Genomic DNA, 22,812 nt, shown 5'->3' on the forward strand with positions numbered 1-22,812 from the left:
ACGGGGCAACAACGCTGATCTATACCGTCGCATCGAGGGCTGGTGGTACGGCATAGTGGTGGGGGCCAAGTCGACCGCCTGACCAGGTGTCCGACTTGAGTGCTTTTCTATCCCCTGTGGTGTAATAGGCAACACTACCGGTTTTGGTCCGGTTGTTCCGGGTTCGAGTCCTGGCAGGGGAGCTCTTTCCTTCCGTCCCCACGGGTCCCGATCGCCCCGATCGGGACCCGCGCACGTTTCCGCCCCGAAACCTCTCGGTATCCTGCGGGTGTCCACCCCCGAAGCCGAAGGGCACACCCGTGAGCGCCAACCGCCCGGCAGCCGTCGTCGTCCTCGCCGCGGGTGAGGGCACCCGTATGAAGTCGGCGACCCCCAAGGTCCTGCACGCGATCTGCGGCCGATCCCTCGTCGGGCATGTCGTCGCCGCCTCTCGCGAGCTCTCGCCCGAGCATCTGGTGGTCGTCGTCGGCCACGCCCGTGAGCAGGTCACCGCGCATCTCGCCGAGATCGACGCGGAGGTGCGCACCGCCGTCCAGCACGAGCAGAACGGCACCGGCCACGCCGTCCGGATGGGCCTGGAGGAGCTGTCCGGCAGCGGAGTCGCCCTCGACGGCACCGTGATCGTCGTCTGCGGTGACACCCCGCTACTGACTGGCGCGACACTGGACCGGCTCGCCTCGGTGCACGCCACCGACGGCAACGCCGTGACCGTACTCACAGCCGAGGTGCCCGACTCCACCGGCTACGGCCGGATCGTGCGGGACCCGGCGAGCGGCGCCGTCACCGCGATCGTCGAGCACAAGGACGCCACCGACGCCCAGCGCGCGATCCGCGAGATCAACTCCGGCGTCTTCGCCTTCGACGCCCAGCTGCTCACCGACGCGCTCGGCAAGGTGCGCACCGACAACAGCCAGGGCGAGGAGTACCTCACCGATGTGCTCGGCATCCTGCGCGAGGCCGGTCACCGGGTGGGCGCCGCCGTGGCCGCCGACCACCGGGAGATCCTGGGCATCAACAACCGTGTCCAGCTGGCCGAGGCCCGCAGGCTGCTCAACGACCGGCTGCTGGAGCACGCCATGCTCAGCGGGGTGACCGTGGTCGACCCGGGGAGCACCTGGATCGACGCGACCGTCACCTTCGCACCGGACGCCCTGGTCCACCCCGGCACCCAGCTGCTGGGCACCACCCATCTCGCCGCGCACAGCGAGGTCGGCCCGAACTCCCGGCTCACCGACACCACCGTGGGCGAGGGCGCTGTCGCCTCGTTCACCGTCGCCGACAGCGCCGAGATCGGCGCGGGCGCCAGCGTGGGGCCGTACGCGTATCTGCGCCCCGGCACCCGGCTCGGCACCAAGGCCAAGGCCGGTACCTACGTGGAGATGAAGAACGCCACGATCGGCGAGGGCAGCAAGGTGCCGCATCTGTCCTATGTGGGCGACGCGACCATCGGCGACCACACCAACATCGGTGCCGCGAGCGTCTTCGTGAACTACGACGGCGTCAGCAAGCACCACACCACCATCGGCAGCCACTGCCGCACCGGAGCCGACAACATGCTTGTGGCTCCTGTCACGATCGGGGACGGCGCCTACACCGCCGCCGGCTCGGTCATCACCAAGGATGTGCCCCCCGGCTCGCTGGCCGTCGCCCGCGGACAGCAGCGGAATATCGAGGGCTGGGTGGCTCGCAAGCGCCCCGGAAGCGCCGCGGCGCGGGCCGCGGAGAGCGCTCACCAGGAGCACCAGAGCGACCAGTGACCCGTACACGGGTATGCCGGGCGGGGCGTACCGTGAGAAGCGCACCAAAGTGACATCCAAGGAGACTTGCTGTGACCGGGATCAAGACGACCGGCGAGAAGAAGCTGATGCTCTTCTCCGGCCGCGCCCACCCCGAGCTGGCCGAGGAGGTCGCCCACGAGCTGGGCGTCAGCTTGGTCCCGACCAAGGCATTCGACTTCGCCAACGGCGAGATCTACGTCCGTTTCCAGGAGTCCGCGCGGGGCGCCGACTGCTTCCTGATCCAGAGCCACACCGCTCCGATCAATAAGTGGATCATGGAGCAGCTCATCATGATCGACGCGCTGAAGCGGGCTTCCGCGCGTTCCATCACGGTGATCGTCCCCTTCTACGGCTATGCCCGCCAGGACAAGAAGCACCGCGGCCGCGAGCCCATCTCGGCCCGTCTGATCGCGGATCTGCTGAAGACCTCCGGCGCCGACCGCATCCTCACCGTCGATCTGCACACCGACCAGATCCAGGGCTTCTTCGACGGCCCGGTGGACCACCTCTTCGCGCTTCCGGTGCTCGCCGACTACGTGGGCGCCAAGGTGGACCGCACCAAGCTCACCGTGGTCTCCCCGGACGCCGGCCGGGTGCGGGTCGCCGACCGATGGTGCGACCGGCTGGGCGCCCCACTGGCGATCGTGCACAAGCGGCGCGACCCGGATGTGGCCAACCAGGTCACCGTCCACGAGGTCGTCGGTGATGTACGCGGCCGGGTCTGTGTCCTGGTCGACGACATGATCGACACCGGTGGCACCATCTGCGCCGCGGCCGAGGCACTGTTCGCCAACGGCGCCGAGGACGTGATCGTGACCGCCACCCACGGTGTGCTGTCCGGTCCGGCCGCCGACCGGCTGAAGAACTCGAAGGTCAGCGAGTTCGTCTTCACCAACACGCTGCCCACCCCGAACGAGGTCGAGCTCGACAAGGTCACCGTGCTGTCGATGGCGCCCACCATCGCCCGCGCGGTACAGGAGGTCTTCGAGGACGGCTCGGTGACCAGCCTCTTCGAGGAGCACGCCTGATGGGCTTAGGTACTGAGCGACCCGGCTGAGGCCACCCCGCCACGGGGTGGCCTCAGCCGTATCCGGCCATTGGTAGACTCATGGGGTTGCTCGGCGAGGGAGGCTGTGCTCGGCACAGCTGTCCGTTATCGACGCGCTCTTCGTAGCAGGTCTGTCGTGGGCCGGGTGACGCCCACATATCAGGACACGATCTACGAGGAGTGCCCCATGGCCGAGGTCAAGATCTCCGCTCAGCCCCGTACCGAGTTCGGCAAGGGTGCGGCCCGCCGCACCCGCGTCGCCGGCCGCGTCCCCGGTGTCATCTACGGCCACGGCGCCGAGCCGCTGCATGTGACCCTGCCGGGCCACGACCTGCTGATGGCGCTGAAGACCCCGAACGTGCTGATCCGCCTGGACATCGAGGGCGGCAAGAGCGAGCTGGTCATCCCCAAGGCCGTGCAGCGCCACCCCATCAAGATCGGCATCCTTGAGCACATCGACCTGCTGCTGGTGAAGAAGGGCGAGAAGGTCACCGTCGAGGTGCCGATCCTCACCGAGGGCGAGCTGGCCCCGGGCGGCAACCTGCTCGAGCACGTGCTGAACGCGCTGCCGGTCGAGACCGAGGCCACCCACATCCCCGAGGGTGTCACCATCTCCATCGAGGGCCTGGACGCGGGTGCCACCATCCACGCCAAGGACATCACGCTGCCGGCCGGGACCACCCTCGCCGTCGAGGACGACGCCCCGGTGCTGCACGTGGTCGCCGCCCAGGCCGAGGCTCCCGCCGAGGAGGCCGAGGAGACCGAGGGCGAAGAGGCGTAAGCTCCGGCTTCCTCCCTTCCTTTTCTCCGGCCGCCGTTCCGCCCTGCCGCCCCGTGTCCCGGTGCGGCGGGAGGGACGGCGGCCGTCCCTCCAGGAGACACAAGCATGACGACGGACGACACGAGCCCCTGGCTGGTGGTGGGTCTCGGCAACCCCGGGGGCGAGTACGCCGCCAACCGCCACAACGTCGGCTTCATGGTGGCCGATCTGCTGGCCGAGCGGATGGGCGCCCGGTTCAAGGCGCACAAGTCGCGGGCCCAGGTCGTCGAGGGGCGGATCGGCCCGCCCGGTCCGGGAAGCCGCCGGGTTGTCGTCGCCAAACCGATGTCGTTCATGAATCTCTCGGGCGGGCCGACCACCGCGCTGCGCGACTTCTACAAGGTGCCGGTGGGTCATGTCGTGGCGGTCCATGACGAATTGGACATCGACTACGGGGCGCTGCGCCTGAAGCTCGGCGGTGGTGACAATGGCCACAACGGGCTGAAGTCGATCACCAAATCGCTGGGCCCTGACTACTTCCGGGCGCGCTTCGGAATCGGCCGTCCGCCCGGCCGGATGGATGTCGCGGCGTTCGTCCTGAAGGACTTTTCCTCTGCTGAGCGCAGGGAGTTGGACTATTTCGTGGACCGCGCGGCCGATGCGGTGGAGACGCTGATCGTGGACGGTCTGGAGCGCGCGCAGTCCACGTACAACTCCTGACAAAGGGCCGTTCGCCCGTTTCTTCACCGAGGTTGACCCCGGGACCTGTCATGGCCAGGATCGCCGCCATGGCTTCCACCGGTGTGACCACTGTGACCGCCAAGCGCAGCCGCACCCGGCGTGCCCGCGAGAGCGCGTATGGGCTGCTGCTGATCGCGAAGAGCGCGGCGGCGGCGCTGATCGCGCTGTTCCTGCTGGTCGCCGGGGTGTGGTCGTCCTGGAGTGACGCCCGTCCGGCCATGCTCACCAAGGGCCTTGAGCAGGGCGTGATCACGGTCTCCGACTGTGGCGAGGACTGGTGCACCGGCCCCTTCGCGTCCGCCCGGGGCGGCGGTGAGAAGCACGGCCGGATCAAGATCGACAAGGCGGTCACCGACGGGTCGGGCGACGTGGTGGCGGTGGCGCTCAAACCGGGCACGAAGGAGGGCGTCCGCACCGGTCCGGCGGGGGTGCTGCACGCCTGGGTGCCGTTCGGTGGTTCGCTGCTGCTGGCCTCGCTGCTGGTGGCGGGCGGTATGCGGCTGCGGCGTACGGCATGGGTGATGGGGCTGCTGGGCGCGGCCCTGCTCGGCGCCTCGTACGCCGCGCTCACCTTCTGACGCGCGCGCCTGAACGGCACGAACAGCGGGCGGGGCCACCCTCATGAGGGTGGCCCCGCCCGCTGTGTGTGTATCAGGCGTCAGCCGGTGTTGCGCAGACCCGCCGCCACACCGTTGACGGTGAGCAGCAGGGCGCGGGCGAGCAGCGGATCGGCTTCCGCACCGCGCTCGCGGGCGGTGCGCTGCCGGTGCAGCAGCGACACCTGGAGGTAGGAGATCGGGTCGAGATAGGCGTCCCGGACATGGAAGGTCTGCTTCAGCACCGGGTTGGAGTCCAGGAGTTCGGTCCCGCCGGTGATCCGCAGCACCTCGCGCACGGTCAGCTCGTGCTCGGCCACGATGGTGTCGAAGACATGCTTCAGCTCGTCGGGCACCAGGGTGTCGACGTAGTGGCGGGCGATCCGCAGATCCGTCTTGGCGAGGGTCATCTCCACGTTGGACAGGAAGTTGCGGAAGAAGTGCCAGTGCTGGTGCATCTCGTCGAGGCCGCTGTCGAGTCCGGCGTCACGGGCGGCCTTGAGCCCGGAGCCCACCCCGAACCAGCCGGGCACGATCTGCCGGGACTGGGTCCAGCCGAACACCCACGGGATGGCGCGCAGTCCGTCCAGTCCCGCGCCCGAGTCGGGGCGGCGGGAGGGCCGGGAGCCCAGGTGGAGTTCGGCGAGCTGGTCCACGGGGGTGGAGGCGAAGAAGTAGGCGGGCAGATCGGGGTCCTCGACCAGCCTGCGGTACGCGGCGTGGGCGGCCTCGGAGACGGTGTCCATCGTCGCGTCCCAGCGGGTGAGCGCCTCGTCCGACTGCCGGGGGGCGGTGTGCAGGGCGGACGCCTGGAGCGTGGCCGCGACGGTGAGCTCCAGGTTCTCCCGGGCGAGGGAGGGGACGAGGTACTTGTCGGAGATGACCTCGCCCTGCTCGGTCACCTTGATCTCGCCCTCGAGGGTGCCCCAGGGCTGGGCGAGGATGGCGTCGTGGGTGGGGCCGCCGCCCCGGCCGACGGTGCCGCCGCGGCCGTGGAAGAGACGCAGCCGTACACCGTGCCGGTGGGCGACGTCACGCAGCAGCCGCTGGGCCCGGTGAATCTCCCATTGGGAGGTGGTGATGCCGCCGAACTTCGAGGAGTCGGAGTAGCCGAGCATGACCTCCTGGACATCGCCGCGGAGGGCGACCAGCCGCCGGTAGGAGGGGTCGGCGAGCATCTCGTCGAGCAGTGTGTCGGCGATCCTCAGCTCGTCGGTGGTCTCCAGGAGCGGCACGATGCCGATCTTGGCCCAGCCCGCGTGCAGATCGATCAGCCCGGCCTCACGGGCGAGGACGGCGGCGGCGAAGACATCGTCGGAGCCCTGGCACATGGAGATGATGTAGGACTCGACGATCTCCGGGCCGAACCGCTCGAAGGAATCCCGGATGGTGCGGAAGACGCCGAGGGTCTTGGCCCCGGCGGCGTCCAGCGGGGCCGGGGACGGGGCGAGCGGACGGCGTGAGCGCAGCTCCTTGGCCAGCAGCTTGCGCCGGTAGTCGCGCGGCATGTCGGCGTAGCGCCAGGACTCCTCGCCGAGCCGGTCGAAGAGCTGGCCGAGCGCGTGGTGGTGGGCGTCGGCGTGTTCCCGGACGTCCATGGTGGCGAGCTGGAGGCCGAAGGCGGCCAGCGTGCGGATGGCGCGCTCGAGCTGACCGTCGGCGATCAGCCGCCCCCGGTGGGCGCGCAGCGAGTCCTGGATGAGGTGGAGGTCGGCGAGCAGCTCGGCGGTGCCGAGGTAGTCGCGGCCGGGCTGGTGGGGAGTGTCGGAGGCGAGCCGCTCACGGGTGTTGATCAGCTTCTGCCGCATGCACGTGGCCTTGAGCCGGTAGGGCTCCTCGGCGTTGAGCCGCTTGTAGCGGGGGCTGATCTCCGGGAGGAGTTCCAGGTCGCGCTGGAGGGAGTCGAGCAGTTCCTCGGAGGCGTCGGAGTTGCGGATGGAGCTGGAGAGGGCGGCGCGCAGATCGTCGATGATCTCCAGCGCGTCGGTGATGCCGTGCTCGTGCTGGAGGATCAGCACCTCACGGGTGACCTCGGGGGTGACGTTGGGGTTGCCGTCGCGGTCGCCGCCGATCCAGGTGCCGAAGGTCAGGGGGCGGGTGGTGGCGGGCAGCTCCAGGCCGACGCGTTCGAGCTCGGCGCTGAGGTCCTCCAGAACGTCGCCGACGGCGTGGGCGTGCAGTTCGTCGAGGTAGTAGATGGCGTTGCGGGCCTCGTCGGCGGGCTCGGGGCGGGCCACCCGCAGCTCATCGGTCTGCCAGAGCAGGTCGATGTTCTCGGCGAGGCGCAGATCGGTGCGGCGCTCCTCGCCCCCGGCGGCGAGCGCGTCGAGAAGCTCGGCGATCCGGCGGAGCTTGTTGAGGACGGTGCGCCGGGCGGCCTCGGTGGGGTGCGCGGTGAACACCGGGCGTACGTTCAGCCGCTCGACGGTGTGCCGGACGTGCTCGGGGTCGGCGTCCTTGAGCTGATCGACGGTGCGGGCGAGGATTCCGCCCTCGGCGTCGCGGCGGGCGCGCAGCTCACGGCCGCGGTGCACCTGCTCGGTGACGTTCGCCAGATGGAAGTAGGTGGAGAACGCCCGTACCAGCTTGGCCGCGGTCTGGAGGTCGGTCGAGCCGAGCAGCTCCGCGGCGGCCTCTCCGTCACTGCGGGTGAGGGCGCGGACGCGCTCGACGAGGTCGAGAAGGTCGGGGCCCTCCTGGCGGACGAGGGTTTCGCCGAGCAGATCGCCCAGTCGGCGGATATCGGCGCGAAGAGCGGCATTGGTGTGGTCGGCACTGCTCACAGGTGCGGGCTCCTTGCAGCGAACGGGGTTCTCAAGCGGGGCAAAGCGCCTGCGCGGCGGGACCGCGGGCCATGGCCCCCATGCTTTCGGCCAGGTGCGGACCGCGCTGTCCGACGCACCCCAGGATATGCGGCGCACACCTGAGAGGGACCAGAGCCCTCTTGCCCCGCTTCGTGGCCCTGCCATACTTACGTCGCCGTAGGTTACGGATCCGTAGCCCAGCCCCCGAGCCCCACGAGGGATCCCATGACTGCAAGCCCCGACGTGGTCCACGACGCGCCGAAGGCCCAGGAAACGCCACTTCCCTCCGCCACGCTCGGCGGGGACAGCAAAGGTTCCATCGAACAGCTCACCCTGCTGCTGTTCATCACCGTCCCGTTCATCGCACTGCTCGCCGCCATTCCCCTGGCCTGGGGCTGGGGGGTGAGCTGGCTGGACCTGGGACTGATGGTGGCCATGTACTACATCGGCTGCCACGGCATCACCATCGGCTTCCACCGCTACTTCACCCATGGCTCGTTCAAGGCCAAGCGCCCGCTGCGGATCGCGCTGGCCATCGCCGGGTCGCTGGCGGTGGAGGGGCCGCTGGTGCGCTGGGTGGCCGACCACCGCAAGCACCACAAGTTCTCCGACGCCGAGGGTGACCCTCACTCTCCGTGGCGGTACGGCGAGACGGTCCCGGCCCTGCTGAAGGGGTTGTGGTGGGCACATATCGGCTGGATGTTCGATCAGGAGCAGACTCCGCAGTACAAGTACGCACCGGATCTGATCAAGGACAACACCGTTCGTGCGGTCTCCCGGCAGTTCGTCCTGTGGACCGTGGTCTCGCTGCTGCTGCCGCCGCTGATCGGCGGTCTGGTGACCTGGTCGTGGCAGGGCGCGGTGACCGCGTTCTTCTGGGGGTCGCTCGTCCGGGTGGCATTGCTGCACCATGTCACCTGGTCGATCAACTCGATCTGCCACGCGGTGGGCAAGCGCCCGTTCAAGTCGCGTGACCGCTCCGGCAATGTGTGGTGGCTCGCGGTGCTCTCGTGCGGTGAGTCGTGGCACAACCTGCACCACGCGGACCCGACCTGTGCCCGGCACGGGGTGATGAAGGGCCAGCTGGACTCCAGCGCCCGGATCATCCGCTGGTTCGAGAAGGCGGGCTGGGCGTATGACGTCCGGTGGCCCAACGAGGCCCGTATCGACTCCCGGCGTAAAGAGGAGTCCGTCGGAGCGGCATGATGGAGCCTGTGGCGACCGATAGTAATACCAGCGGCAACAGGGACCGGCCCGCCAGGGCCGCCCGGCACTCCGGCTCCGGGACTCGGCGTACCCGCCGGGTCCGGATGACCGGCAAGGAGCGCCGGGAGCAACTGCTGGACATCGGTCGCACACTCTTCGCCGAGCGGGGCTTCGAGGGCACATCGGTGGAGGAGATCGCGGCCAAGGCCGGGGTCTCCAAGCCGGTGGTCTACGAGCACTTCGGTGGCAAGGAGGGGCTGTACGCGGTCGTGGTGGACCGCGAGATGCGCCAGCTGCTGGACATGGTGACCGGAGCACTGACCGCGGGCCACCCCCGCGAGCTGCTGGAGCAGGCCGCGTTCGCGCTCCTCGACTACATCGAGGCGTACACCGACGGCTTCCGGATCCTGGTGCGCGACTCCCCCGTGGCTCAGTCGACGGGCACCTTCGCCTCGCTGATCAGCGATATCGCCACCCAGGTGGAGGACATCCTCGGGCTGGAGTTCAAGGCGCGCGGCTTCGACGCCAAGCTGGCCCCGCTGTACGCCCAGGCCCTGGTGGGCATGGTCGCGCTGACCGGCCAGTGGTGGCTGGACGTCCGCAAGCCGAAGAAGGCCGAGGTGGCGGCCCATCTGGTGAATCTGGCCTGGCACGGTCTCGACGGTCTGGAGCCCAAGCCCCGGCTGATAGGCCACCGCAAGAACTGACCTGAGACCCTTCGGCCGGACCCCCGTTCCGGCCGAAGGGTCAGTCGTTGGGCTCCACGGCGGTCACTTCTCCCTCTTACGGGCGACCACGAAGATGCGGCGGAAGGGGAAGGGCGTGCCGTACGGCCGCGGCGGGTACGCCTCGCGCAGCCGCTCGCGGTACTCCGCGATGAACTCCTCGCGCGCCCGCGGGTCGTCCGCCAGCGCGGTGAGCACGGGGCGCAGTCCGGTGCCCTTGACCCAGTCCAGGACGGGGTCGGTGCCGGTGAGGGTCTGGATGTAGGTGGTCTCCCAGCTGTCGACCTCGCAGCCGAGCCCGGCCAGCCGGTCCAGATAGCCGACCGGGTCCAGAACCGCGTCGCGGTGGCGCAGCACTTCGCCGAGCCGGTCGCGCCAGCGGGGCGATTCGCACAGCTCGCGCATCAGGGTGTGGCTGGGCGCGGTGAAGTTGCCGGGAATCTGGAAGGCGAGGGAGCCGCCGGGGCGCAGGGCGGCCAGCCAGGTCGGGAAGGCGTCGGCGTGGCCGGGCACCCACTGGAGCGCGGCGTTGGAGACGATCAGGTCGTAGGTCTCGTCGGGGGCCCAGCTCAGGATGTCGGCGGAGCGGAAGTCCAGATGGCCGCCGCCGGTGGTGGGACCGGCCAGCGGACGGGCGGCGTCCAGCATCTCTGCGGAGTTGTCCAGGCCGGTGACCTCGGCGTCGGGCCAGCGGTCGAGGAGCAGCACGGTGACATTGCCGGGGCCGCAGCCGAGGTCGGCGATCCGGGGCGGACGGCCGGAGCCGGCGGCGGGCAGCCGGGGGACCCGGGCCAGCAGGTCGAGGAAGGGCCGGGTGCGGTAGCCGGAGTGCCGCAGATACTGCTGGGGGTCCCAGTTGGGTGCGGTGGTCATGGTCGTCAAGCCCCCTGCGGGTACGGTCGGGTCGGGACGTTGTGATCGCGCTTCCGGGCGCCCTCACCGTGCTCCAGATTATCTCTTGATGTCAAGAGACTTCATGTCGACAGACCTACTACACTGATCGCCATGGAGGACGAGGTCGATCGGCTGGTCGCGGCGTGGCGGCGGGAGCGCCCCGACCTCGATGTGAAACCGCTCGAAGTGCTCAGCCGGGTCAGCCGGCTCGCCCGCCATCTGGACCGGGCACGGCGGATCGCCTTCGCCGAGCATCAGTTGGAGCCCTGGGAGTTCGACGTCCTGACCTCGCTGCGCCGAGCCGGGGACCCCTATCAGCTCTCCCCCGGCCAGCTGCTCACCCAGACCCTGGTGACCTCGGGCACCATGACCAACCGGATCGACCGGCTCGCCAAAAAGGGCCTGGTGCAGCGGGAGCCCGACCCCAGCGACCGGCGCGGAGTGCTCGTCCGGCTCACCGCCGAGGGACGGGACCGCGCGGACCAGGCACTCGCCGGGCTGCTGGACCAGGAGCACGCCATCCTCGCCGAGCTCTCGCAGACCCAGCGCGCGGAACTGGCGGCGCTGCTACGCCAGCTGACCGCCCCTTTCGACAATTTCCCCGGCTAGGTCGGCCGGACCGACCCCGGCCCGCCGGGCCAGCGCCACCGCCGCCAGAGTGGAGTGCACCCCCAGCTTGCCCAGCACATTCTGCATATGGGTGCGGACGGTGTGCGGGGAGAGGAAGAGCCGCTCGGCGACCGCCTTGCGGCCGAGCCCGGCCACCATGCAGCGCAGCACCTCGCGCTCACGCGGGGTCAGCGACTCCACCAGGCGCTCGCTCTCGGTGCGGTGCTTGCGCGCGGCCGTCAACTCCCGCAGAACACCGGTGAGCAGAGCGGGCGGCAGATGGGTCTCGTCCCGCAGCACCCCCCGGATCACCGCGAGCAGCCGGACCAGCGAGCAGTCCTTGGCGACCCAGCCACATGCCCCGGCCTGGAGCGCGGCGGCCGCCCGGCGCGGGTCGTCCCGCTCGGCGAGCACCACGGTGCGCACCCCCGGCTGGGCGGTGCGGACCCCGCCGACCAGGGAAATCCCGTCCGCCGCCCGGCCGTTGACCGGACGCGCAGGCCCGCCCTGGCCCGGTGGCCGCGCCCCGCCGTACGCCGTGTCGGGCTGCGCGGGCAGCGGCACGGGCACACTGTCGCCGACCGCGGTGCCCAGATCGGCGTCGACCAGAAGGACATCAAAACGGCGCCCCTCCGCGGCGCCCCGCTCCAGACAGCGCAGCGCCGCCGGACCGCTCCCCGCCGCCGCCACGTCCACGTCCTGCTCCGCCGCGAGGGCGGCGGCCAGCGACTCGGCGAAGATGCGATGGTCGTCGACCACGAGAACCCGAATACGTGCCACGGACACCCCCCACATCGCCGGATACTTCCCGGACTGCACCGAGCATCAGTGCGGGTACGGCGCCCGGCACGGGGTCATCGCAATCCGCGCGGCCGCCGCCACGCCGTCATCACTACCCCACCCCGGGCGTCGTACCTGTACTGTCTCGCCCCCTGATGAAGCACCGGCCCCCACCGGTGCTGTGCTCAGCGTAAGGCCGGGACCCACGATCCGGGGCCGTTTCGCGAAACTGTCCGTCCTCACTCGTTTACTGTGAGTTTTGTGTTCGGTCTTGTGGAGTACGTCGGCGCAGAACGGCGAAATCTGATCGAGGAGTGGCCGAGGGCATCGGGCTGGGGCCCCTGTGGAGACGGGCCCTACAGGCGCCGTGCCCCCGCGCTCGGCATGGCGGTGAAGATCCGCGGCTCCGCGTATCCGGCCCCGGCGAACGCCTCCATGACCGCTTTGCCCACGGTCTCCGCGGCTACCTCCTCGACGAGGACGATCGCCGAACCGCCGAAGCCGCCGCCGGTCATCCGCGCCCCCAGCGCACCCGCCTCGTTCGCGGACGTCACGACGAGGTCCAGCTCGGCACAGGAGATCTCGAAGTCGTCGCGGCAGGAGGCGTGCCCGTCGGTCAGCACCGGCCCGATGGCGCGGACGTCCCCCGCGTCGAGCCGTGCGACGACCTCCTCCACCCGGCGGTTCTCGGTCACCACATGGCGGACCCGCCGCAGCACACTGTCGCCCTGGCCCGCCCCGGCGAGCCGGGCGAGCGCCGCGTCCAGGTCCTCGATCCGCACATCGCGCAGCGCCCGCACCCCGAGCTCCCGCGCGGCCGCCTCGCACGCGGCGCGCCGGGCGGCGTAGGCGCCGTCACCCAGCTCATGGGTGACCCGGGTGTCCACCACCAGCAGCCGCAGCCCCTCCGCCGCCAGGTCGAACGGCACCTGGCGGCGCGTCAGATCCCGGGCGTCGAGGAAGAGCGCATGGCCCTGGGTGCAGCAGGCGGACGCGGTCTGGTCCATGATCCCGCAGGGGACGCCCACGAAGTCGTTCTCCGCGCGCTGGCACAGCCGGGCGATCTCCCCCGGCTCAAGGCCCAGCTCGTACAGGTCGTTCAGCGCCAGCGCGGTGACGACCTCCAGCGCGGCGGACGAGGAGAGCCCGGCGCCGGTGGGCACGGTGGAGGTGAAGTACAGATCCGCCCCCGCCGGGCCGTCGTCGGAGTCCGGAAGCAGCCCGGCCCCGGTCAGCGCCCAGACCACACCCGCCGGATAGGCCGCCCAGCCGCCGCGGTCCCCGCCCGCCCCGCTGGTCACGGCCGGTGCCAGGTCGGCGACGCGCAGTTCGACGGTGCCGCCCGGCGCGTCCCCGGAGTGCACCCGCAGCACACCGTCACGGCGCGGGGCGGCGGCGGCCAGGCAGGTGTGGGGCAGCGCGAGCGGCATGACGAAGCCGTCGTTGTAATCGGTGTGTTCACCGATCAGATTGACCCGCCCCGGCGCCGCCCACACCCCGGCGGGATCGGTTCCGTAGACCTCGCGGAACCGGTCCGCCGCCTGCCACGCCCTGTCACTGTCGGTCACTCGCTCTCCCTCCGCTGTGCGAACTCCCATGCGTCCGCCACGATTCCGGCCAGGTCGGTACGGCTCGGGCGCCAGCCCAGACGCTCCTTGGCGCGCTCGGCAGAGGCCACCAGGACCGCCGGGTCGCCGCCGCGACGGGGCGCCACGGTCTCGGGGACGGGGTGGCCGGTGACCCGGCGCACGGTCTCGATGACCTCACGGACGGAGAAGCCGTTGCCGTTGCCGAGGTTGCAGATCAGATGCTCACCGGAGGCCGCGGCGTCCAGCGCCAGCAGATGGGCCTCGGCCAGGTCGGCGACATGGATGTAGTCACGTACACACGTGCCGTCGGGGGTCGGGTAGTCATCGCCGAAGACGGAGATCGTCTCGCGGCGGCCCTGGGCGACCTGGAGCACCAGCGGGATCAGATGGGTCTCGGGGTCATGACGCTCGCCGTACACCCCGTAGGCACCCGCGACATTGAAGTACCGCAGCGAGACGGCGGCCAGGCCATGGGCCGCGCACTCGCCACTGATCATGTGGTCGACGGCCAGCTTGCTGGCGCCGTAGGGGTTGGTGGGCGCGGTGACCGCGTCCTCGGTGATCGGCACCTCGTCGGGCTCACCGTAGGTGGCGGCGGTGGAGGAGAAGACGAGGGCGCGCACCCCCGCGTCACGCATCGCGGCGAGCAGTTCGGTGGTGCCGCCGACATTGTTCGCCCAGTACTTCTCGGGGCGGACGACGGACTCGCCGACCTGCGAGGAGGCGGCGAAGTGCAGCACCGCGTCGAAGGAGGAGTCGAGCCACTTGGCCGCGTCCTGGATACGGCCCTCGATGAACTCCGCCCCCAAGGGGACGCCCTCGCGGTGCCCGGTGGAAAGATCGTCCAGGACGGTCACCTGGTGGCCGGCCTCCAGCAGATGCGCCGCGACCACGCTGCCGACATAGCCCGCACCGCCGGTGACCAGGTACTTCTTCTGCTGCGCATTGCTCACTTGCTCGCTACCTCTCGCAGTCGCTCGGCCGCGGCCTCCGGCGGCACATCATTGATGAACACATTCATGCCGGATTCGGAACCCGCGAGAAACTTCAGCTTGCCGGAAGTGCGGCGAATGGTGAAAAGCTCGAGGTGCAGAGCGAAATCCCGCCGGTCCGCCGCGCTGAACGGCGCCTGGTGCCAGGCGGCGATGTACGGCGTGGGCGGCTCATCCTCCCCGAAGATCCGGTCGAAGCGCTGCAAGAGTTCCAGATACACCTGTGGAAACTCTTTGTGTGCGGCGTCGTCCAGCTCGGTGAGGTCCGGGACCCGCTGCTTCGGGTAGAGGTGCACCTCGTACGGCCAGTGGGCGGCATAGGGGACGAAGGCGGTCCAGTGCTCGCCGTCCAGCACCAGCCGCTCTCCGTGGGCCAGCTCCTCGGCCAGCACATCGTCGAACAGATTCCGACCGGTCCGCTCACGGTGAGCGGCGACGGAATCCAGCATCCGCCGAGTACGCGGGGTCACAAAGGGATACCCGTAGATCTGACCGTGCGGATGGCCGAGGGTGACGCCGATCTCCCTGCCGCGGTTCTCGAAGCAGAAGACCTGCTCGACGGAGGGGAGTTGGGCCAGCTCGGCGGTGCGGTCGGCCCAGACGTCGAGCACCAGGGCGGCGCGCTCGACGGACAGATCGGCGAAGGAGGCGTCGTGGTCCGAGGTGAAGCAGACCACTTCGCACCGGCCGGACTCCCCCGCCAGCGACGGGAAGCGGTTCTCGAAGACCACCACGTCGTAGTCGGGTGCGGGGATCTCGCTCCGCCGCCCGCCCCGGGAGGGGCACAGCGGGCACTCGTCGGCGGGCGGATGGTAGGTGCGCCCCTGCCGGTGCGAGGCGATGGCCACGTCCTCGTCGAGCAGCGGGTCGTGGCGGATCTCGGAACGGGTGCCGATGGGGTCCAGCGGCCGCAGGTCGACGGCGTCGCGCACCGCGTCACCGTGCGCGTCGTAGTAGATGAGCTCGCGTCCGTCCGCGAGCAGCGTCGCCGTCTTCTTCACTCCGCCGGCTCCTCACCTTGCCATGGCACTCAACACAACTCAACATAATGAACCACAAGCGCACAGAGACGTCAATGGAGAGTGGAGGTGCTCGGACAAAGCTGGAGAATTCGGATACCTTCACCGCACGTTTGTGGTGCATTCCGTTCACGCAATGAAGCGAGAAGAAGCGAGTCACCCATGCACTATCTGGCCGAGGGACTACGGCTCCCCACCAACGCACTCGACTACACGATCCTCATCCTCTACTTCGCGGTGGTCCTCGGCGTCGGGTTCGCTGCCAGACGGAGCGTGAAGACCAGCCTCGACTTCTTCCTCTCCGGGCGGTCGCTGCCCGCCTGGGTCACCGGACTCGCCTTCGTCGCCGCCAACCTCGGCGCCCTGGAGATCCTGGGCATGGCGGCCAACGGCGCGCAGTACGGCGTCTACACCGTGCACTGGTACTGGGTCGGCGCCATCCCGGCCATGGTCTTCCTCGGCCTGGTGATGATGCCCTTCTACTACGGATCGAAGGTGCGGTCCGTCCCCGAGTTCCTGCTGCACCGCTACGGGCAGTCCTCGCATCTGCTCAGCTCGGTGATCTTCTCCATCGCGTCCGTGCTGATCGCGGGAGTCAACCTGTACGCGATGGCGATCGTGGTGGAGGCCCTGCTGGGCTGGCCGCAGTGGGTGGCCGTCGTCGTCGCGGGCCTCTTCGTGCTGGCCTACATCACCCTGGGCGGTCTCTCCTCGGCGATCTACAACGAGGTGCTCCAGTTCTTCGTCATCCTCGCCGCCCTCATCCCGCTGACCGTCGTCGGCCTCAAGCGGGTCGGCGGCTGGGGCGGGCTGAAGGACTCCCTCGAGAGCTCCCACGGCGCCGACTTCACCTCGGCCTGGGGCGGCACCGGCATCGGCTCCGCCAATCCGCTGGGCGCCAACTGGCTGACCATCGTGCTGGGTCTGGGCTTCTGTCTGAGCTTCGGCTACTGGACGACCAACTTCGCCGAGGTGCAGCGCGCCCTGTCGGCCAAGAACCTCTCGGCCGCCCAGCGCACCCCGCTGATCGCCGCGTTCCCCAAGATGTTCATCCCGCTGATCGTGGTGGTCCCCGGGCTGATCGCCCTGGTCATCGAACCCGGCATCGGAAGTGAGAAGAGCGGGTTGCAGTACAACGACGCGATCCCGCTGCTCATGCGCGATCTGCTGCCCAACGGGGTGCTGGGCCTGGCGGTGACCGGTCTGCTGGCCGCCTTCATGGCGGGCATGGCGGCCAATGTCTCGGCGTTCAACACGGTGTTCACCAACGACATCTGGGGCGCCTACATCCGCAAGGGCCGCCCCGACGAGTACTACCTGCTGACCGGACGGGTGGTCACCGCCTTCGGGGTGCTGTTCGGCATGGGGACGGCGTTCATCGCCTCCTCGTTCAGCAACATCATGAACTACCTCCAGACCCTGTTCTCCTTCTTCAACGTGCCGCTGTTCTGCGTCTTCATCATCGGCATGTTCTGGAAGCGGGCCACCGCCGCCGCCGGGTTCTGGGGGCTGCTCAGCGGCACCGTGGCCGCGATGATCAACTACTTCTGGTTCTACAAGCAGGGTGTCATCTCGATCCCCAGCGATCAGGGGGCCAACTTCGTCTCCGCCATCGTGGCGTTCGTCGTCGGCGGTGTGGTGATGGGCGGGGTCTCGCTGTTCACCACGCCCAAGCCGGTGGAGTCGCTGGCCGGGCTGGTCTACGGCACCACCTCGCCCGGGGTGGCCGAACCCCCGGCCGCGGGCGACGAGGCCTGGTACCGCAAGCCCGCCCTGCTGGGCTGGGGCGCGATCGTCCTCGCGGCCCTGTGCTACGTCCCGTTCTCCCTGTGACGCCGGCCGGAAAGGAGTTCGTGCCATGAGCGACGAGTACGAGTATCAGCACCAGGTCGAGGAACTGGAGCAGAAGTCGGCGACCGCGGCCCGGCTGTTCGACGTCCGGCGGATCATCGGCGGTCTGTTCGTGATCTACGGGATCATCGTGACGATCGCCGGGTTCACCGCCTCGGACGCGGATCTGAAGAAGGCCCAGAACATCAACATCAACCTGTGGACCGGGCTGTCGATGCTGGTCGTGGGGCTGCTGTTTCTGCTCTGGATGTGGCTGCGGCCCGCGGTCGCCCCGGAGCCCGCTCCCGAGTCGCCGCCGGGTCCGGCCCGGCCCGGGGACGAAGCGGCCTGACGGGCCCCAGGCCCTGTCCGGTGGATCTTTGAGGAGCAGCCCACGGCGTCTGGTGAGGGGGCGCCTCCCAGCGGTAGCTGGGGCGGATCGCAGGAGGATCGCCCTCGTACTGGGCGGCGTACTCGGGCGCCTTTCGACAACGCGGCCGGGGGCACCTCCCAGCGTTAGCCGGGGGCGCGGTGCCAGGCGTCGCGGGCCCGATGAGATCCACCGGACAGGGCCTAGACGGGCGGCGACGCCCGGTGCGCCGCCGCCCGCTCCAGCAGTCCCGTACGCGCCGCCAGCGCGGCCGCCTCCAGCCGCGATCCGACGCCCAGCTTCATCAGCACCCGCTGCACATGGGTGCGGGCGGTACTGGGCGCGATCCCCATCCCGGCCGCGATCAGCCGGGTGTCCTCGCCCTCCGCGACCCGCACCAGCACCTCCACCTCGCGCGGGGTGAGCATCCGCAGCAGCCGTGCGCCCTCGTCGTCGGGCTGGGCCGCGGGGTTCAGCAACTCCGCGAACGCCCCTTGCAACAGCTGCGGGGCCACCGCCGCCTCTCCGGCCCGCGCCTTCATCATGGCGCGCTCCACGCCCTCGATCCGCTCGTCGTGGCGCACATAGCCGGACGCCCCGGCCGCGAACGCGGACGCTATGCCGCGCGGGCTCGGCACCGGGCCGAGCACCACCACCGCGACCTGCGGCCGCTCCTTCTTGATCCGCACCACCGGATCGAACACCCCCGGCTCGGCCGGTGTCGCCGTGCCCAGCAGACACACCTCCGGTGCCCGGCTCACCACCAGCTCGGCCGCCCCCGCGCTCGGCGCGGCCGCGGCGAGCACCCGGTGCCCGCGCAGCTTCAACGCCGAGGCGAGCGCCTCCGCGAGCAGACGGTGATCGTCGACCACCATGAGTCGCACGCCCATGAGCTCCCCCCATTCGCCCAGGGGGAAGCTACACGCTTGTTCGACGTCGCGCGCCCCCTACCGGGAAGAAGCCCCCCGGAATGCCGAAATCCCGGCCATTCGTGCCTACTTGACATCCGATCGGCGTCCGAATCCGATCGATGCGAGCGGTTCATGCGCCGGGGCGCCTAAGCCGGGGCGTACGACGGCGGCCCCGCCCGTACGGTGGGTACGGGCGGGGCCGCCGGAGGTGTGCCGGAGCGCGGGTCAGCTCGCGCCGAAGGTCACGCTCAGGGGGCCGTTGTCATAGCTCGCGGGCTTCCTGGCGTAGGTATCGGAGATGTGGAGCCGCTCACCGTCGAAGAGGTACTCCGCGGAGTCGACGCTGAAGTCCGACTCCGTCTCGGCGGACTCGGTGGGGTTCTGGAGCAGCTTGTCCTTCTCGTACGACTTGGGGTCGATCCGCCAGACCGCGCCGCCCTGGGAGTAGCCGCCGTCCTGGTACGCGATCACATAGCCGTCCTTGTCGGTGCCGAGCGGCGTCATGGCGGCCTTGTCGACACCGTCGCTCTTCCCGATCGCCTTGCCGGTCTTCATGCTGAAGGCGACGACCTCGTTGCGGGGGCCATCGGAACTGAAGCTGCGGGCCTCCGACGGCATGAAGAGGGTGTCCGTCGCCTTGCTGATGGCGATCTTCCGGCAGCCCTCGACATTGCTGGAGTCGCACTCGGGGTCGTACTTGCCGTTGTCCGTGCTGATCTTGCCACGGACCTGGCCGGCCTTGCCGCTGTCGTCGATCGCCAGGAAGTCGGAGACCGAGTTGCCGGTGTCGTCCCCCGCGTCCAGACCGATCACCAGCGGGTCGGTGGAGACGACATGCACATACTCGATACCGGGGGAGACCTTGTACGTCGACTTCACCGCGCCCGTCTTCGGGTTCAGCGACTGGACCTCGACCCGCTCGTTGTTGTAGTCACCGCACTTGCGCACGGCGACCAGCTTCTCGCCGCCGCCGTACCCGGTGTCCTCGCACTCGTCGCTCTCGGAGGGCTTCCACAGCTGCTTGCCGTCGAGGGACCAGGCCACCCCGCCGTCGTAGCCGCCGGCGGCCACGGTGCCGCCGCCGATGGTCACCTCTTCGAAGTCCATCTTGTTGTAGTCGCCCTCGACGCTCTTGTGCCAGCGCAACTTGCCCTGCTTGAGGTCGAGCAGTCCGACCTGGTTGCAGTCGCCTCCGTACTTGTCCTTCTTGGAGGGCTTGGCGTCCTGGTAGACCACCGCGGTCAGGCCGTCCTCGGTGACGTGGTCCGAGGGCCAGCACACCGCACCGCTCAGCGGTATCTCCCACTTCGGCTTGCCGCCGTCCAGCGGGTAGCCGACGACCTTGAAGGCACCGACCTTCACAAAGGTGTCGTCCGTGACCCAACTGCCCTTGACCGTGACCTGGTCCTTGACCGTGGGCATCGGGACCTTGTTGAGCAGCTTGGCGTCGACCGTCTTCGGCGCGGGCTTCTTCTCGAACCCGCCCGAGGAGCCGCCGTCACTGCCGCTCGAGCTGCCCTGGCTGCTCTTCTTGTCGTCGTCCTTGGCCTGGTTGTCGCCCTTGTCCTTGGTGGCGAACCAGATGCCGCCGCCGATGACCAGCGCGACCGCGACCACGGCCGCCACGATGATCATCAGGCGCTGCTTGGACTGGTTGGAGCCGCCACCGCCGGGGCCCGGCACCGGCGCACCGGGGTACTGGCCCTGAGGCGGGTAGCCGTACTGCTGTTGGCCGGGCGGGAACGGCTGTTGACCCGGCGGGAACGGCTGCTGGCCGGACTGGAACGGCGAGGCCATGCCCACCTGGGTCGGCTGGGCGTGCACCGACTGCCCCTGGCCCGGGTAGCCATAACCACCGGCGCCCTGCGGAGGCGTCTGCGGCGCGGCCGACGGAGCCACCGGCGGAGGCGGAGGCGGGCCCTGCGGCGGCTGTCCCGGTGCCTGCGGCGCGCCATGGCCCTGCTGGGGCGCGGCGGGCGGCTGCTGCGGATAGCCGTAACCGGGGTTCTGCGGCGCTCCAAAGCCGCCCTGCGGCGGCTGGTTGGGCGGCGGAGGCGGCTGTGACATGCGGAATCCTTCTTACGCGGGACCCAGGGTCCGACCGGCCTCCCCCGCGATCCCGGAGGTCAAAACCCTCCGGGAAGGAGCGAATCGGATATGAGACCCGCCAGTGAACGGCAGGCAGGCGGGAGTTCTTTGTATCACCCGCCGCCGACATCACCCTGGCCGGTCTCCACGTCATAGAACAGCTGAGACCGGCCCGTGACGGGACCGTTGCGGGACGCGCGTCGCGCCGTCCGTCAGACGTCCTCGGCCAGCTCCAGCCAGCGGGTTTCCAGCTCCTCGCGCTCCCCCGTCAGCTCCCTTAGCTGGGCGTCGAGTTCGGCCACCTTCGTGAAGTCTGTGGCGTTCTGGGCGATGTCATCGTGCAGGGCGGACTCCTGCTCGCTGATGCGGTCCAGACGCCGTTCGATCCGTTGCAGCTCCTTCTTGGCGGCACGCTGCTCGGCGGCGGACGGACGGCCGCCCGCGGGCTGTTCGGCCGCCTTCTGCCGGGCGGTCGCGGCCGGGGCAGCGGCGGCCACGACGCGCTGCCGCCGCTCCAGGTACTCGTCCACACCGCGCGGCAGCATCCGCAGGGCGGCATCGCCCAGCAGCGCCAGCACCCGGTCGGTGGTGCGCTCGATGAAGTAGCGGTCGTGGCTGATGACCACCAGCGATCCGGGCCAGCCGTCGAGCAGGTCCTCCAGCTGGGTCAGGGTCTCGATGTCCAGGTCGTTGGTGGGCTCGTCGAGGAAGAGCACATTGGGCTCGTCCATCAGCAGCCGCAGGATCTGGAGACGGCGCCGCTCGCCACCGGACAGATCACCGACCGGAGTCCACTGCTTCTCCTTGGTGAAGCCGAACTTCTCGCACAGCTGGGAGGCGGTCATCTCCCGGCCCTTGCCGAGGTCCACCCGCTGCCGCACCTGCTCGACGGCCTCCAGGACCCGCCAGTTGGGGTCGAGTTCGGCCACTTCCTGGGAGAGGTAGGCCAGTTTGACGGTTTTGCCGACCGCGATCCGGCCCGCCTCGGGCTGGGTCTCCCCCTCGGTACGGGCCGCCTCGGCCAGGGCGCGCAGCAGCGAGGTCTTGCCCGCGCCGTTCACACCCACCAGGCCGATCCGGTCGCCCGGCCCCAACTGCCAGGTCAGATGGCGCAGCAGCACCTTGGGCCCGGCGGTGACGGTCACGTCCTCCAGGTCGAAGACGGTCTTGCCGAGGCGGGAGTTGGCGAACTTCATCAGCTCGGCGCTGTCGCGCGGCGGCGGTACATCGGCGATCAGCGCGTTGGCCGCCTCGATCCGGAAGCGCGGCTTGCTGGTGCGGGCCGGGGCGCCACGGCGCAGCCAGGCCAGCTCCTTGCGCATCAGGTTCTGCCGCTTGGCCTCCTCGGTGGCGGCGATGCGCTCCCGTTCGGCACGGGCGAAGACGTAGTCGCTGTAGCCGCCCTCGTACTCGTGGACCGCACCGCGCTGGACGTCCCACATCCGGGTGCAGACCTGGTCGAGGAACCAGCGGTCGTGGGTGACGACCACCAACGCCGAGCGGCGGGCCCGCAGATGACCGGCCAGCCAGGAGATCCCCTCGACGTCGAGGTGGTTGGTGGGCTCGTCCAGGACGATCATGCCCTGTTCGGCGATGAGGAGTTTGGCCAGCGCGATCCGGCGGCGCTCACCGCCGGAGAGCGGGCCGATGACGGTGTCCAGGCCCTGCGGGAAGGCGGGCAGGTCCAGCCCGCCGAACAGCCCGGTGAGCACATCCCGGATCCGGGCGTCGCCCGCCCACTCGTGGTCGGCGAGATCGCCGATCACCTCATGGCGGACGGTGGCCGCGGGGTCGAGCGAGTCGTGCTGGGTGAGCACACCGAGCCGCAGGTCCCCGGCGTGGGTGACCCGTCCGGTGTCGGCGGGCTCCAGTTTGGCGAGGATCCGGATGAGAGTGGTCTTGCCGTCGCCGTTGCGGCCGACGACGCCGATCCGGTCGCCCTCGTTGACTCCGAGGGAGATGCCGTCGAGCAGTGCACGGGTGCCGTACACCTTGCCGACGGCTTCGACGTTGACCAGGTTGGTGGCCATCACACTCCTGTACGCGGATCGATCGACGTCCCAGGGTAGTCG

The 22,812-nt window shown here is 69.8% G+C and carries 19 protein-coding genes and 1 tRNA gene; 11 read left to right on the forward strand and 9 right to left on the reverse strand.

Annotated features, from left to right (window positions below):
* The first annotated feature begins 110 nt into the window (after positions 1 to 110).
* The 6 genes from AC4BEG_RS12525 to AC4BEG_RS12550 all read left to right on the forward strand — a co-directional run bounded on the left by AC4BEG_RS12525 (position 111) and on the right by AC4BEG_RS12550 (position 4,905).
* Positions 111 to 182, forward strand: a tRNA-Gln gene (locus tag AC4BEG_RS12525).
* 117 nt (positions 183 to 299) lie between these two features.
* Positions 300 to 1,757, forward strand: coding sequence for a bifunctional UDP-N-acetylglucosamine diphosphorylase/glucosamine-1-phosphate N-acetyltransferase GlmU (glmU, locus tag AC4BEG_RS12530; protein ID WP_490705969.1), 1,458 nt, complete (start codon positions 300 to 302; stop codon positions 1,755 to 1,757).
* Between the two features lie 71 nt (positions 1,758 to 1,828).
* Positions 1,829 to 2,806: a ribose-phosphate diphosphokinase gene (locus AC4BEG_RS12535; RefSeq protein ID WP_490705970.1), complete on the forward strand. Its 978-nt coding sequence runs from the start codon at positions 1,829 to 1,831 to the stop codon at positions 2,804 to 2,806.
* A gap of 207 nt (positions 2,807 to 3,013) precedes the next feature.
* Positions 3,014 to 3,607 carry a 50S ribosomal protein L25/general stress protein Ctc gene (locus tag AC4BEG_RS12540; protein ID WP_490707072.1) on the forward strand — a complete coding sequence of 198 codons (594 nt, stop codon included), beginning with the start codon at positions 3,014 to 3,016 and terminating at the stop codon, positions 3,605 to 3,607.
* A gap of 105 nt (positions 3,608 to 3,712) precedes the next feature.
* The gene (gene pth, locus AC4BEG_RS12545) at positions 3,713 to 4,306 is read left to right on the forward strand and encodes an aminoacyl-tRNA hydrolase (protein ID WP_201876433.1); all 594 of its coding nucleotides are present in this window, start codon (positions 3,713 to 3,715) and stop codon (positions 4,304 to 4,306) included.
* Positions 4,307 to 4,374: 68 nt separating this feature from the next.
* Positions 4,375 to 4,905 carry a hypothetical protein gene (locus tag AC4BEG_RS12550; RefSeq protein ID WP_490705971.1) on the forward strand — a complete coding sequence of 177 codons (531 nt, stop codon included), beginning with the start codon at positions 4,375 to 4,377 and terminating at the stop codon, positions 4,903 to 4,905.
* Positions 4,906 to 4,985: 80 nt separating this feature from the next.
* Here the strand turns inward: AC4BEG_RS12550 and ppc are convergent, their stop codons facing one another.
* The gene (ppc, locus tag AC4BEG_RS12555; protein WP_490705972.1) at positions 4,986 to 7,706 is read right to left on the reverse strand and encodes a phosphoenolpyruvate carboxylase; all 2,721 of its coding nucleotides are present in this window, start codon (positions 7,704 to 7,706) and stop codon (positions 4,986 to 4,988) included.
* A gap of 246 nt (positions 7,707 to 7,952) precedes the next feature.
* Between ppc and AC4BEG_RS12560 the strand changes: the two genes are divergently transcribed.
* Positions 7,953 to 8,933, forward strand: coding sequence for an acyl-CoA desaturase (locus AC4BEG_RS12560; protein ID WP_490705973.1), 981 nt, complete (start codon positions 7,953 to 7,955; stop codon positions 8,931 to 8,933).
* Positions 8,933 to 9,640, forward strand: coding sequence for a TetR/AcrR family transcriptional regulator (locus AC4BEG_RS12565; RefSeq protein ID WP_201876573.1), 708 nt, complete (start codon positions 8,933 to 8,935; stop codon positions 9,638 to 9,640). The genes AC4BEG_RS12560 and AC4BEG_RS12565 overlap by 1 nt, the downstream gene beginning before the upstream one ends.
* Positions 9,641 to 9,703: 63 nt before the next feature.
* Here AC4BEG_RS12565 and AC4BEG_RS12570 read toward each other — a convergent pair whose 3' ends face one another.
* Entirely contained in the window at positions 9,704 to 10,531 is an 828-nt protein-coding gene (locus tag AC4BEG_RS12570; RefSeq protein ID WP_490705974.1) for a trans-aconitate 2-methyltransferase, read from the reverse strand.
* Positions 10,532 to 10,663: 132 nt separating this feature from the next.
* Between AC4BEG_RS12570 and AC4BEG_RS12575 the strand changes: the two genes are divergently transcribed.
* The gene (locus AC4BEG_RS12575) at positions 10,664 to 11,161 is read left to right on the forward strand and encodes a MarR family winged helix-turn-helix transcriptional regulator (RefSeq protein WP_490705975.1); all 498 of its coding nucleotides are present in this window, start codon (positions 10,664 to 10,666) and stop codon (positions 11,159 to 11,161) included.
* Here AC4BEG_RS12575 and AC4BEG_RS12580 read toward each other — a convergent pair.
* The 4 genes from AC4BEG_RS12580 to galT form a co-directional block, all read right to left on the reverse strand.
* A complete protein-coding gene (locus AC4BEG_RS12580; protein WP_490705976.1) occupies positions 11,120 to 11,941 on the reverse strand; it encodes a LuxR C-terminal-related transcriptional regulator in 822 nt (273 codons plus the stop codon). The two genes, AC4BEG_RS12575 and AC4BEG_RS12580, sit on opposite strands and share 42 nt — an antisense overlap.
* A 356-nt stretch (positions 11,942 to 12,297) precedes the next feature.
* Complete coding sequence (galK, locus tag AC4BEG_RS12585) at positions 12,298 to 13,539, reverse strand: galactokinase (protein ID WP_490705977.1); 1,242 nt, start codon at positions 13,537 to 13,539, stop codon at positions 12,298 to 12,300.
* Entirely contained in the window at positions 13,506 to 14,483 is a 978-nt protein-coding gene (gene galE, locus AC4BEG_RS12590; protein ID WP_490705978.1) for a UDP-glucose 4-epimerase GalE, read from the reverse strand. Before galE ends, galK begins: the two co-directional genes overlap by 34 nt.
* The gene (gene galT, locus AC4BEG_RS12595; RefSeq protein WP_490705979.1) at positions 14,480 to 15,523 is read right to left on the reverse strand and encodes a galactose-1-phosphate uridylyltransferase; all 1,044 of its coding nucleotides are present in this window, start codon (positions 15,521 to 15,523) and stop codon (positions 14,480 to 14,482) included. The genes galE and galT overlap by 4 nt, the downstream gene beginning before the upstream one ends.
* Positions 15,524 to 15,703: 180 nt before the next feature.
* On the opposite strand from galT, the gene AC4BEG_RS12600 reads away from it, so the two are divergent.
* Together AC4BEG_RS12600 and AC4BEG_RS12605 are read left to right on the forward strand one after the other, a co-directional pair.
* Entirely contained in the window at positions 15,704 to 17,374 is a 1,671-nt protein-coding gene (locus tag AC4BEG_RS12600; protein ID WP_490705980.1) for a sodium:solute symporter family protein, read from the forward strand.
* Positions 17,375 to 17,399: 25 nt separating this feature from the next.
* Positions 17,400 to 17,723, forward strand: a complete 324-nt coding sequence (locus AC4BEG_RS12605; protein ID WP_490705981.1) for a hypothetical protein — start codon at positions 17,400 to 17,402, stop codon at positions 17,721 to 17,723.
* Positions 17,724 to 17,944: 221 nt separating this feature from the next.
* On the opposite strand, the gene AC4BEG_RS12610 is transcribed toward AC4BEG_RS12605, so the two are convergent.
* The 3 genes from AC4BEG_RS12610 to AC4BEG_RS12620 form a co-directional block, all read right to left on the reverse strand.
* Entirely contained in the window at positions 17,945 to 18,631 is a 687-nt protein-coding gene (locus AC4BEG_RS12610; protein ID WP_490705982.1) for a response regulator transcription factor, read from the reverse strand.
* 246 nt (positions 18,632 to 18,877) lie between these two features.
* Positions 18,878 to 20,719, reverse strand: coding sequence for a PQQ-binding-like beta-propeller repeat protein (locus AC4BEG_RS12615; RefSeq protein WP_490705983.1), 1,842 nt, complete (start codon positions 20,717 to 20,719; stop codon positions 18,878 to 18,880).
* Positions 20,720 to 20,952: 233 nt separating this feature from the next.
* Positions 20,953 to 22,770: an ABC-F family ATP-binding cassette domain-containing protein gene (locus AC4BEG_RS12620; protein ID WP_490705984.1), complete on the reverse strand. Its 1,818-nt coding sequence runs from the start codon at positions 22,768 to 22,770 to the stop codon at positions 20,953 to 20,955.
* Positions 22,771 to 22,812: the final 42 nt, after the last annotated feature.

Source organism: Streptomyces sp. JLBJ103, assembly GCF_058215575.1.

Bases quoted from the DNA above. Each gene is read 5' to 3' on its own strand.
- AC4BEG_RS12540 (WP_490707072.1), top strand. From the start codon at position 3,014: ATGGCCGAGGTCAAGATCTCCGCTCAGCCCCGTACCGAGTTCGGCAAG.
- pth (WP_201876433.1), top strand. From the start codon at position 3,713: ATGACGACGGACGACACGAGCCCCTGGCTGGTGGTGGGTCTCGGCAAC.
- AC4BEG_RS12550 (WP_490705971.1), top strand. From the start codon at position 4,375: ATGGCTTCCACCGGTGTGACCACTGTGACCGCCAAGCGCAGCCGCACC.
- AC4BEG_RS12560 (WP_490705973.1), top strand. From the start codon at position 7,953: ATGACTGCAAGCCCCGACGTGGTCCACGACGCGCCGAAGGCCCAGGAA.
- AC4BEG_RS12565 (WP_201876573.1), top strand. From the start codon at position 8,933: ATGGAGCCTGTGGCGACCGATAGTAATACCAGCGGCAACAGGGACCGG.
- AC4BEG_RS12570 (WP_490705974.1), bottom strand. From the start codon at position 10,531: ATGACCACCGCACCCAACTGGGACCCCCAGCAGTATCTGCGGCACTCC.
- AC4BEG_RS12575 (WP_490705975.1), top strand. From the start codon at position 10,664: ATGGAGGACGAGGTCGATCGGCTGGTCGCGGCGTGGCGGCGGGAGCGC.
- galK (WP_490705977.1), bottom strand. From the start codon at position 13,539: ATGGGAGTTCGCACAGCGGAGGGAGAGCGAGTGACCGACAGTGACAGG.
- AC4BEG_RS12600 (WP_490705980.1), top strand. From the start codon at position 15,704: ATGCACTATCTGGCCGAGGGACTACGGCTCCCCACCAACGCACTCGAC.
- AC4BEG_RS12605 (WP_490705981.1), top strand. From the start codon at position 17,400: ATGAGCGACGAGTACGAGTATCAGCACCAGGTCGAGGAACTGGAGCAG.
- AC4BEG_RS12610 (WP_490705982.1), bottom strand. From the start codon at position 18,631: ATGGGCGTGCGACTCATGGTGGTCGACGATCACCGTCTGCTCGCGGAG.
- AC4BEG_RS12615 (WP_490705983.1), bottom strand. From the start codon at position 20,719: ATGTCACAGCCGCCTCCGCCGCCCAACCAGCCGCCGCAGGGCGGCTTT.
- AC4BEG_RS12620 (WP_490705984.1), bottom strand. From the start codon at position 22,770: ATGGCCACCAACCTGGTCAACGTCGAAGCCGTCGGCAAGGTGTACGGC.